Genomic DNA, 11,230 nt, shown 5'->3' with positions numbered 1-11,230 from the left:
CCGGAGTTTTCCTACGTGGAGAAGCCGAGCATGGAACTATTGGAGCGGCTTGGCTGGACCTGTATCGATGCCTTCCGCGAGACGCTCGGCCCCCAGGGAACCTTAGGGCGGGATTCGCAACGCGACGTCGTCCTGACTCACCGGTTGCGGTCGGCGATGCGCATGCTCAACCCTGAGCACGTGCCTGACACGTCGATCGACGAGGCCATCGAGATACTCACCAAGGACCGTTCGGTCATGAACCGAGTGCGTGCCAACCGTGAGGTCCACGACCTGCTGCGTGATGGCTATCAAGCCGAGTGGACCGACCTCAATGGCGACCAGCAGATCGAAAGGCTCCAGTACTTCGACCTGATCAACCCTTCGAACAACGACTTGTTGGCTGTTCAGCAGATGTGGATCAAGGGCAATCTCCATAGCCGGCGCCTTGATGTTGCGCTGTTCGTCAACGGCGTTCCGTTGGTGTTGATGGAGTTTAAGGAACCCAATGAGCCGGTCAAGTCGGCCTACGACAATAACCTGACCGACAACCGCGACACCATCCCCCAGCTCTTCATTCCGAACTGCTTTGTTCTGCTGTCCAACGGCGGACAAGCCAAGATCGGGTCGACGTTCTCGCCGTGGGAGTTCTTCAATGACTGGAAGGTCATCGACGCTCACGGCACGCGTGGCGCTATCGCTTTGGAGACGGCTCTGCGCGGCACCTGTGATCCGGCGGTGCTGCTCGACTTGTTCGAGAACTTCGTCGCGTACATGGAGCGCGTAGGCGGACTGATCAAGGTATTGGCACGCTCGCATCAGTACCTGGGAGTCAACGCGGCGATCGAGAACCTCCGCCGTGCGCGAGCAGAACAAGATAAGCGTCTCGGTGTCTTCTGGCACACCCAGGGCTCGGGTAAATCGCTGTCGATGTTGTGGTTCACGCAGAAGGTGCTGCGCCAGGTGGCGGGCAAGTGGACGTTCGTGATGGTCACCGACCGAAAGGAACTCGACACGCAATTGCATGGAGAGTTCGCCGCGGCGGGGGCGATTTCGCCGGAGGCTCGGGTGCATGCGGACTCCATCACGCACTTGCGTGAATTGCTGGCTGCCGATCACCGGTACGTATTCACTCTGATTCAGAAATTCCAGCTGTCCAAGGGCCGAGGTGAGCGGCAGATGCCGATGCTCTCGGACCGGTCCGACGTCATTGTCATCACCGATGAGGCGCACCGCAGCCAGTACGACACGCTCGCCCTCAACATGCGCACCGCGCTCCCTAACGCCTCGATGATGGGCTTCACCGGTACTCCTTTGATCGCAGGGGAGGAACAGGCCACTCGCGAGCAGTTCGGCGATTACGTCAGCGTCTACAACTTCCGCGACGCCATTGAGGATGGAGCGACGGTCCCGCTGTACTACGAGAACCGCATCCCCGAGCTTCAGTTGATAAACGAGAACTTCTCCGAAGAACTCGACGCACTCCTTGAAGAGGCCGAGCTCGACGAGGACGCCGAGGGCCAGCTGGCGCGAGCTTTCGGCACCCAGTACACGCTCCTCACTCGGCCAGAGCGGTTGAAGACCCTCGCCAGAGACCTCGTCACACACTTCGTGGGCCGCGGATTTAGTGGCAAGGCAATGTATGTCGGACTCGACAAAGCCGCCGCCGTGCGCATGCATGACCTGGTCAAGAAGGCCTGGGCAGAGCATCTGGACGAGTTGCAGGCCCAGCATGATGCGTTGCCAGAGTTGGAGCGGCCCTGGCTGGCGTCGCGGATCGAACTGATGCGCACCACCGACATGGCGGTTGTGGTCTCACAGAGCCAGAACGAACTCAAAATGCTCGACGAACTGGGACTCGATATCCGGCCGCACCGTGAGCGGATGAACCGGGAAGACCTCGCTGAGAAGTTCAAGGATCCCGCCGATCCGCTTCGCTTGGTGTTCGTCTGTGCGATGTGGATGACCGGTTTCGACGCGCCGAGCGTTTCAACGATCTACCTGGATCGGCCGATGAAGAACCACACGCTGATGCAGACCATCGCCCGCGCCAACCGCGTATTCCCTGAGAAGGACAACGGTCTGATTGTCGACTACGTCGGCGTCTTCCGAAATCTGGAAAATGCTCTAGCGATCTACGGTGCCGCAGAGGCCGGCGAATCGCCTATCGAGATCATCGATGCGCTATCTGCCGAGTTGGAAGCTGCCGTCACTGAGGTGTTCACCTTCTGCAGTTCCGTCGGTGCGGATCTTAAGGCGATGCGGGATGCGGAAGGCTTCGACCATATCGCCAAGCGGGACGCAGTGGTGGAAGCGCTGCTTGTGGACGAAGATGTCCGGGTTGATTTTCAGCAGAAGGCCCGACGGGTACGCAAGCTCTTCAAGGCACTGCTGCCGAACCCGGACGCTGCCACCCACCAACGCAATGTCGCTGCCATCCGGGTACTCGCCGAACGCATCGCGGACGTCACCCGGCCGGCCGAAGCCGACCTCGGCACAGTCACCGATGCGGTCGACGCGCTGCTCGACCGATCCGTGGGTGCCGAGGAATACGTCATCCGAGCGGCCGCCGAGGGGACAAAATCCGATCCGCTGATCGACTTGTCACAGATCGACTTTGAGGGCTTGGCGGCGAAGCTGGCAGGTCGTAAGCGAGCCGAGACAGACCGGATGGCCCAACTACTGCGCCAGAAGGCCATCGGAGCCGCTACCCGCAACCCGACCCGGTACGAGCTTGTTGAGCGTATAGAACAGCTCATCTCGGACTACAACGCCGGAAGTGTGAACATCGACGAGTACCTGAAACGCCTGATTCTCTTGTCTGAAACGCTGACCGAAGAAGAAGAGCGCTCGGCGCGAGAAGGCATGACCGAAGCGGAGCTGGCGATCTTCGATCTGCTGACCCAGCCCGAACCCGAGCTGACTGATGTGGAGCGCGAGACGGTCAAGGTAAGCGCTAAAAAACTCCTAGAGCATCTGCAGGACAAGCTGGTGCAGGACTGGCGTCGCAAGGTCGACGTCAAGAATGACGTCGACAGCACCATTCGACGGATCCTCGATGAAGGGCTGCCGGTAGAGCCTTACACGCCCGAGGTTTTCAGCTCAAAGGTTCAGCGCGTCTTTGAACACGTCCTTACCGCATACGGCGACAACGGTGAGAGTGCCTACAGTCAACGCCCCGATATCAGTTTCCCTCAGAAAGTGGACGTCGACCTCACGGGTCCGCTCGACTTGAACAAGATCGCTGACGACGTGGTGGTGCGCCTCCGCGCCGACCCAGCGTTCGCAGTCGAGGTCGCAGCGCAGATTCAGGCACGAAACTTAACTTCACCGTGGTCACCCAACATATCGAGGTCCCACGGTTTTCTGCATTGATTCATCGGATGCAATATGTAGTCTTGGACCTGACATAAGGGGTGGTTATCGGCCGCGGCGGCTACGCATAGAACGAGGTGCCGGAAATAGATCTTGCTCTCCACATGTCAACGTTCCATCTCTGGCCTTCGCGTCTGCAGCCGCCATGGTCACATCTGCATCGGGCCTGACAAGTCACTTACTCGTCGGCAGGCTCGACGAGCTCGCTGACCTGTTCCAATGAGTCGAGGAACGAGATCAGCTCGACCGGAATGGTTTGTTCGGGACCTTCGTACATCTTTCCGTACCCCTGAGCGGTCACCGTCCAGCGCGCGATCACATCGGCGCTGCCTGCGTCTCCGTTAAGGACCAGAACGATATCGTCGGTCTCGCTTTCCCACACCGGATGTGGGCGAAGATGCCGTAGATCAAGGATGATCTCCACAGCCCCGTCCAAGTTCTTCCAGGTGACCGGGTAATCGGCGATCCGTAGTTCGTCGTAGAAGCTCAAGTCGACTGCATACGGTTCTTTCTGTGCGGGTACGACGGGCGGCAAGAGTTTGGCTTGATCGAATCGGTCACGGTGCAAGTACTGCAGGCCGCGGACGCCACTGATCGTGATGATCACCTGAACATCGTTGAGGAACACTTCTCCAGTGTTACGAAGGCGAAACTGCAGACCGGGCCACGCGGTACTCGCGAGGTGATCTTCCGCTTCCGGCCAGGTCAGCCGAACACGACGTTCCCAACGTTCGATTCGTTCTTCGAGCTCATCCTCAGTCAGCGGTTCCGGTGTCGGCTGCATCCAGGACAATTGCAACGCAGCTGCGGGGTTCCGCAGGCTCTCCTGACTGCTTCGGATGCGCCGCTGACGTGCCTTCTCTGCAGCGTCCTCGAGCCACCAGTCGAGAACCTCTTCGCCGCCGACAAGTCGGCGCACGCTCCCGATGATGTCGAGATCAACCGAGATCGGGAGTGGTCCGAGTTCGATGTCGAGGTACCGCTTGCGGATCACCGCCATCGAGGGTTCGTCGAGAATGTGCGCTACGCGCTCCAGGTGGAAAAGGTCGAGTATCACGTCGGCGTCCGCCCCGAGCGACATCAGGTCGGCACGTTCGCTCAATCTGAGCTCCTGGTTGGTGATGAAGGCAAGCCCGTAGGGAGCGTGCTTCAGAGCGCCGGCGAGGTCGGATTCGACTTTGGCCTTGATGTCACTAAATGTCTTCTGATCACGGGGGAAGTAGACGGCCATAATCCACGGGCGACCGGCCTTGGAACAGGAGGCATCTCGTCCTCCGTCCTTGCCTCCGAGTGGATGTGACGGATCGATGTCCTCGAAACCGGCATACGAGAGTACGTGTGCCGCAAGACGCTCGGACGGGGCCTGGCCCTGAGTCCATTGCAAAAGCCGAAACCATGTCTCATCCGTGCGTGTCATCCCTGATTCATACCGTGGCCGGCTGACAGACGGCACCGCCGCCCCACATCGGTAGGTTCTCATCGCATCTCAGACGTACGTACCAAAACTTGGGCCCCACCATTGCGAAGCGCATCGACTACGAGCTGGGCTCACGTTTTGAGCCCAGTGATCTGCCCCGACATATCAGCGGCTACGCCCGCGCTCTCAAAGAATAAAGTGTTGAAAATTATACGGGTATGCCATGGACATCATGGATTGCGCTTGAAACTTTCTGCGCACAAAGGGGTGAAACGCCTTCCACTCTTGATATTCCCTCCACGTCATCCGCCTTGACCCTGTTCGTTATTTCCCCAGAGCTTGCTTCTCCCGCCGCATATTGAGATGTCGCGTGCGCGCGCAACTGAGCGACCGTGAGCACAGTCCCGATCGGATACTGTTCGAAAACTTCGTTGATATGAGTGGCTATCTTTCGTCCCGAATTGGTTCCATTTTCGGAGCGCTCAGTGCTCCGAGCATCGGAATCATCGGCCTGGACAGTGGAATCCACTTCATTAACGCGCAGTTCACTGACCGGAGGTACCGCGCCCATAACTGGCGGAGTTTTTACTCCGTTCTGTGGTCGTGCCCATTCTCGGCAGATTGCATCTGCCAATTGTGACGATCGGTCGAGAATTTCGTCTGGTCCCCATTCGGCGCTTAGAGACCGATTGAGCGCGAGAGCGCTGTGCGCCAATATCGCTGCGCGTTTGGTCTGCCAACTGCTGTTGGAGAGTTTAGAATTGAGTTTCGTCGTGACCAAGGCGAGATTTCCGATCGTATGAACGAGACGCTCACGTCGGGCAGTTTCAGCTTCTCTCAACTCTGTGGAATCGGTGAGGATGGGCCAATGTGTTTCCCACTTTTGCGGCATGAGATGTTCGATCGGTAGAGGACCGGAGATACGCATAGCTTCTCCATAACCGTTTTCGGATTGGCTGTCGCACCCCTCCAACACGATCCGTAGCCGCTTCTGAGTCAGTTGCTGGTACAGCGGTTGAGTGAGGCAAATACCTCGGATGTCGTCATCGGTCGGCCAGAATGAAGTGACGGCGTCCTGCCCCAGTATCAGATCTGTGACGGCCGTTCCTGGATCGGTGGTTTCTGTCAGTTTGGTAAGCATGCTCAGCAGGAATCGGTTGTAGTTCTTCGTTGTCAGTCGGCACAGCATGCGCCGTACGAACCAGGACTCGATGGCATCGAGTGCGGGTGCGCGTGTGGTGACGTCGTGGGCACCGAACAGATACAGGATGAATGGTGTGACGGTACTCGAATCCATCGCTGCGAGCCGCTCCAAGAATCGGGTCTCGCGGTCACTTTCACCGTCGCATTCTGTGATGCGATCGTAGATCGCTGCGTATCGGTCGATCTCGCGCATCGTCTCCTCAAGTTTTTCTGGACCCGAATTGACGAGATAGCTGCGAAATTCTGTGAAAAGAACTGGACTGAGCACTTCATGTTGCAGCTGCATCGTCAGAAAATGTGTGAAGAAGAGGTCCAGTGCCGATCTCTTGGTACGTCCGATAGTGATCTCCCGTTGCCATCTTGGCGCTTCGAGCTGCTTCCAATATTTCTCGTAGAGCGCCTCCGAATCGAGGCCGAGTTCTTCTGAGGTCTGAAAGATCAAATTCTTGATGAGATCACTCGGAAGTAGTGGCGTGCCACGGTCGTTGAGACTTTCGAAGATGACTTGCGCATTGTCGTTGGGCCCGAGGTCGATGACAACGATTTCGAGTTTGCTCTGCAAGATCCGCACGAGAGCCTCGGCAGTAGCCTTCTGTTCTTCCGGATCGGTAAGGCCGGTCAGCCATGTCGTGACCTGCGTATAGAAATAGCGGTAGGCATTGGTGATGGGAGATGTATCTGCGCTTGCCAGAACCGTCTCGGCGTCATCGTCACTCGCGATGTCGATTATCGAGGAGAATACGTCTCGGTCAGCGAGCGTCGGCCACACCTTGTAGAGAGTCCGTGGGTCTTCGGACATCTCGTCCTGGTTGATCGTCAGCTTGTGAAGTGTGTTCACGTACCGCGCCGGCAGGCCTGCGGCACGGTAACTGTCTCGCACTGCGGCGAGAAGAATTTGCAAAGTGGTCAAGCGCTGTTGCCCGTCGATGACTTGACGGGCAGGAAGCGATCCGGTGGGAGTACGCAGGTGGTCCAGAACGACCGCGCCGAGGAAATGGGAGGAGATGTTGTCGTCATCGATGTATCTGTCGACCAGCGACATCAGGTCCTGCCACAACGGCGCCCAGTTACGGTCTTCGCTCCATACGTACCGGCGTTGGAAGATCGGCACCACCAGTCGCTCGTCGTAACCGAAGATCTCACGAACACTGAGCGGTCGAGCTTCCACAGGTTTCTCCTTGGCGCTTTCTAGTTCACGAAAAACAACCGGTGCAGGTGCCGCGCACGTCACGCGTATCGGGTCGCTATTGTGAGGCGATCATAAAAGCACTTCGTATTCGCGTGTGCATCGACATGGAAGAGAAGGCTTGTGGATGCGGAGGATCGGCTCGTCGAGCTCCTGAGTCAGGAGCCGGGCCAGAGCAAATATCAGCTGTCTCGGCAAATGCCGGCTCCGTACGATCTGACCTCCGAAGTAAACAAAGTCCTCTATCGTCAACCGCACCTTTTCGACCACGACGGCCAGACACCACCACGATGGAGATACATCGGGGTCTCTCAGAAGTCCGGTGTAAATATCGCGCCGCCCCAGACCGTTCGCGAACCGGAGGGATCCAACTCCGCCGCGAGCGAACCCCTTTTCGTGCTCCCCACACTTGCCCAAGCCTTCTACGGTGGACCTCCGCTTCGTCGGTGGCAGGCCGCGGCACTTCATCGCTGGGATACCGCTGGCAGGCGCGGAATCATCGAGGCCGTCACAGGTTCCGGAAAGACCGCCATCGGCGTTGCGGCGATCAGTGTGGCAGTAGCGTCTGGGATGAAAACGCTCGTCATCGTCCCGACGCTCGACCTGCAGCAACAGTGGTCACGGGTATTGCGTAAGCAGTTGCAGGGCGTCCGGATAGGAGAGCACGGGGGTGGAAAACGACAGAGTCTGAGTTCCTGCGATGTCCTCGTCTCCACCGTACATTCGGCCGTAAAAACCGAACTACCGGATAACGGACATCTTCCAGACTGCCTCCTGGTCGCTGACGAAGTACACCGCTACGGCGCCACCGCATTCGCAAGCGCCCTGTCGTCGACGTTCATTCATCGACTCGGGCTGACCGCAACATTGGAGCGATCAGATGACGGCGTCGAATCGCTGCTCCGACCGTACTTCGGAGCCTTCATTTCCGGTTGCGACTACAAGCGAGCTTACGACGATAGGATCCTTGCGCCGGTCCGAGTAGCGCTTGTAGGAGTGGCGTTTACCCCAGAAGAGCAGCAAAAATACTCGGATGCCGACGAGATCGTAAAACAGACACGTTGGACGTTGGTATCGAAGTACGGGCTCCGCGATGAAGAATTCGGCCAGTTCATCGTTGACGTCCAGAAATTTGCGGGAGGCCATGAATCTCAGCAGGAGACGCGGGTTGCTCGCCGATACTTGAAATCCTTCAACGTCCGGCGTGAAGTGCTTGCTCAGTCCGAAGCAAAAGCTCAGTTGCTCAGCCGATGGGAAAAACCGTTCCGGTCGTCAGGACGATCTTTGATCTTTACAGACACTGTGGCTGTAGCCAACCGGTCCGCTCTCCTCGTCGAGGCTCTTGGTGTCGCGGCCGTTGCCGTCAGCTCAGAGATGTCCGCCCGCGAGAGGCAAGCCACTTTGGCGAACTTCGCTGCAGGAGATGTGAGGGTCCTGTGCGCACCACGCATACTCGACGAAGGCGTCGACGTCCCCGAGGCCGACCTCGCCGTCATCCTTTCGGCGAGCAGAAGCAAACGGCAGATGGTTCAGCGCATGGGTCGGGTGATTCGCCCGAAGTCGGACGGCCGAAACGCGATCTTTGTCGTCGCCTACGTCCGAGGAACTTCGGAAGACCCCGCCAGTGGTGCACACCAGGACTTTCTCAGGGAACTGCTCGAGATCGCGGAGACCGTAGAGGTAGTTGACGCCGAGAGCAGTTCGACACTTCTCTCCCAGTGGCAAACCGTAAAGGGCACTCCGAGTTCAGACTCCGTCCAACATCATTCGGAGACACTCGATGCCCACTTTCCACTTCAGCAACTAGATACCCTTGCGAAAGAGAACTTTCAGATCGAGCGGGTTCTCGAGGACAGATTCCTCGCACAAGTGCTGGCGGTCTTCGACGACCGTGACCATATCGCCTCGCTTTCCGAGATCATCGAATATCTGTCACTACAACGCGGCGAATCGTTTGGTACGACCGAACGCAAGTTGGCGCGACTGGATCCTGCTGGGAAACTGACCTGGATACCGATCCGAGGCCATGTTGTCGGTGCCGGCGGCACCGCCGCTACAACGACCGCCACACGCCTGAATCTTTTGCGAGCGTTCGAAGGTTGCATCGAGATAGTGGCGCAAACCTCGTCGGAATCGATGCGGATATCGGAACTGGCGAAACTAGTATCAGATTCTGGTCTCGCCACAGTTCCTCTCGAACGCGCATCGGAGCTGATAGAAGTCGTACTGGAGACAGCAGTTGGTGACTCAGCTATCGAACCAAACGTCGAGGTGCTTGATCATGAATCAGCGCCCGCCAAAGCTCCTCGATACATGGCAGGAAAGCCCGAATCCGACGAGGAGAATACTTCATCTCACAGGAGAACCAAAAAGAAGAAAGACAAATCATCAAAGAATACCATATCAGAGATAATCGATAATCTCTCCCATCGCAATGAATCAGAATCGGATTACTTCGGAACTTACATCCGTTACGACGGAGAGAGATACCCACTTTTAGGGCTATGGAAGTCAAGTCACGACTACATCGACTGCAATTCTCCCCCTGCGTTTAGATCAGAAACTGAATCCATCACAGAGAGCGAGAATCACCTCGAAAGCATAGCTTCAAATATGGGGTGGTCGACGTCAGCCCTGATCGCAGTTCATATCGATAAAAAGTGGGTTCCATTGAGTTTCATCTCAGAGGGTGAGGAATGGTCTGCGAATGAGGATGAATTAGATAGATACTTCCGATCCAGGTACTGCAAATAATAAAGTCATCCATTTCAGCATCGCCGAATGACGTTTCATAATCGGCTGTTTTGAAACATCAGTGATCGCTGGGCGAGGAGGCGGCCTGGCGGTGTCTCTGCCAGAATCAGGTCTATGGCCGACTCTGACGCTCAACCTACCGATCCCATCGCCGTCGGTTCCAGGGTCGCCGTCCGGACCTCCGGATCCCGGTCTCGCGATACCAAGCCGCAAGTCGGTATCGTGGTCGAGGACTTCGCCGATACCGTCATCGACGACACTGACCTGGGTCGGGATTGGGCACCGGTGAAACGGTGGGCGATCGCCCTCGACGACAGTCGATTGGTCTTCGCCGCCGAGGGCGGTCTCGAACTAGCCTGATATCAGCAAACGACGAAGCTGTTCACAAGCCTCAGTGCGCGGCGTCGAAAGCATCGATGACGTCGGCTCTGACCCTTCCACGGGGGGGAGACGTCGAAGCCGTTCTTGCCAGCCCACTCCCGCACTGCTTTGAGTTTCTCGGCTGATCGACTGGATCCTGACGGCTTGGTCGCAGAGGAGGTCTTCGCACGGGCTTTGCCTGCGGAAGAGACCTTCTCCGCCGCCTTTACATATGGGGCAAACGCAACTTCAATCTTGTCGGCATGTAGGTCGAAGATCAATCCGATAGTCGGCACCCTGATAGGAGAAGGTGACTTCGTGCCCCAATCCGGGGTCGATGGGTTTTCCGTCGAGATCGTCGATAAGTTGACGAATAAATATTTCGGCCACAGGAAATCCTTACGTGTTGGATGAATGTCCAGTTCATATTATCCGCAGTATCTGATAACTCAGGACACTCCTACCGGCGCCGCGCCGACCACCCCCTGCCGATGGCCTCGAACACTCATTTCGGTCTTGGCAGTCGATCGGACCCGTTTTCGGCGTCCCTGAACGGTGTTTCATAAACGTTGCCTTTCGGGAATCAGGGAACAATTTTCGGTCACCTGGACGACGCATGTTCGGAAACTCATGTCCAATATTGATGGTTCGTTATATGGATAATCGACGAGTTGTGGAACACCATTACTTGTGAGATGCGCCCAGTTCTCGGGCTGCAACTCCCGGAATTATTTGGCAATGCGGGGCCCGTCAGGCGAGATGCCGGTGGAGTTAGCCTGAATCCACCGACGAGCCCGTGAAAGTCAATCTGAATCGAAGGCCCGAGCATGAGCTGCTTGCAGGCATGGTGTGCCCGCTGGTCTACCGAGATTTTCCACGATTGAACGGTGTCGGTCCGATGCCGGCGATTCGGTCAAGTTTCAGGCTATGGATGGCGGTCTGTGCCCGATAGTCTT

7 protein-coding genes are annotated in these 11,230 nt (G+C 57.2%); 3 read left to right on the top strand and 4 right to left on the bottom strand.

Annotated features, from left to right (window positions below):
- Positions 1–15: 15 nt before the first annotated feature.
- Positions 16–3,354, top strand: a complete 3,339-nt coding sequence (locus RA302_RS29050; RefSeq protein WP_338478793.1) for a type I restriction endonuclease subunit R — start codon at positions 16–18, stop codon at positions 3,352–3,354.
- 178 nt (positions 3,355–3,532) lie between these two features.
- Here RA302_RS29050 and RA302_RS29045 read toward each other — a convergent pair whose 3' ends face one another.
- On the bottom strand, positions 3,533–4,771 hold the full coding sequence (locus RA302_RS29045) for a hypothetical protein (protein WP_155277954.1): 1,239 nt from the start codon (positions 4,769–4,771) through the stop codon (positions 3,533–3,535).
- Between the two features lie 208 nt (positions 4,772–4,979).
- Positions 4,980–7,205, bottom strand: a complete 2,226-nt coding sequence (locus RA302_RS29040; RefSeq protein WP_080712815.1) for a DUF262 domain-containing protein — start codon at positions 7,203–7,205, stop codon at positions 4,980–4,982.
- 78 nt (positions 7,206–7,283) lie between these two features.
- Here RA302_RS29040 and RA302_RS29035 point away from each other — a divergent pair, with 78 nt between their 5' ends.
- On the top strand, positions 7,284–9,914 hold the full coding sequence (locus RA302_RS29035) for a DEAD/DEAH box helicase (RefSeq protein ID WP_051720969.1): 2,631 nt from the start codon (positions 7,284–7,286) through the stop codon (positions 9,912–9,914).
- Positions 9,915–10,028: 114 nt separating this feature from the next.
- The gene (locus RA302_RS29030) at positions 10,029–10,274 is read left to right on the top strand and encodes a hypothetical protein (protein ID WP_030537727.1); all 246 of its coding nucleotides are present in this window, start codon (positions 10,029–10,031) and stop codon (positions 10,272–10,274) included.
- 2 nt (positions 10,275–10,276) lie between these two features.
- Here RA302_RS29030 and RA302_RS29025 read toward each other — a convergent pair whose 3' ends face one another.
- Both RA302_RS29025 and RA302_RS29020 read right to left on the bottom strand, forming a co-directional pair.
- A complete protein-coding gene (locus RA302_RS29025) occupies positions 10,277–10,570 on the bottom strand; it encodes a histone-like nucleoid-structuring protein Lsr2 (RefSeq protein ID WP_225320202.1) in 294 nt (97 codons plus the stop codon).
- Positions 10,524–10,664, bottom strand: coding sequence for a histone-like nucleoid-structuring protein Lsr2 (locus RA302_RS29020; protein WP_330890081.1), 141 nt, complete (start codon positions 10,662–10,664; stop codon positions 10,524–10,526). The genes RA302_RS29025 and RA302_RS29020 overlap by 47 nt, the downstream gene beginning before the upstream one ends.
- Positions 10,665–11,230: the final 566 nt, after the last annotated feature.

The sequence above is a fragment of the Rhodococcus sp. DN22 genome (assembly GCF_036669995.1).
Classification (GTDB): Bacteria; Actinomycetota; Actinomycetes; order Mycobacteriales; family Mycobacteriaceae; genus Rhodococcus_F; species Rhodococcus_F erythropolis.
The sequence above is the reverse complement of the archived record's forward strand: the minus strand, read 5'-3'. Positions and strand labels throughout refer to the sequence as shown.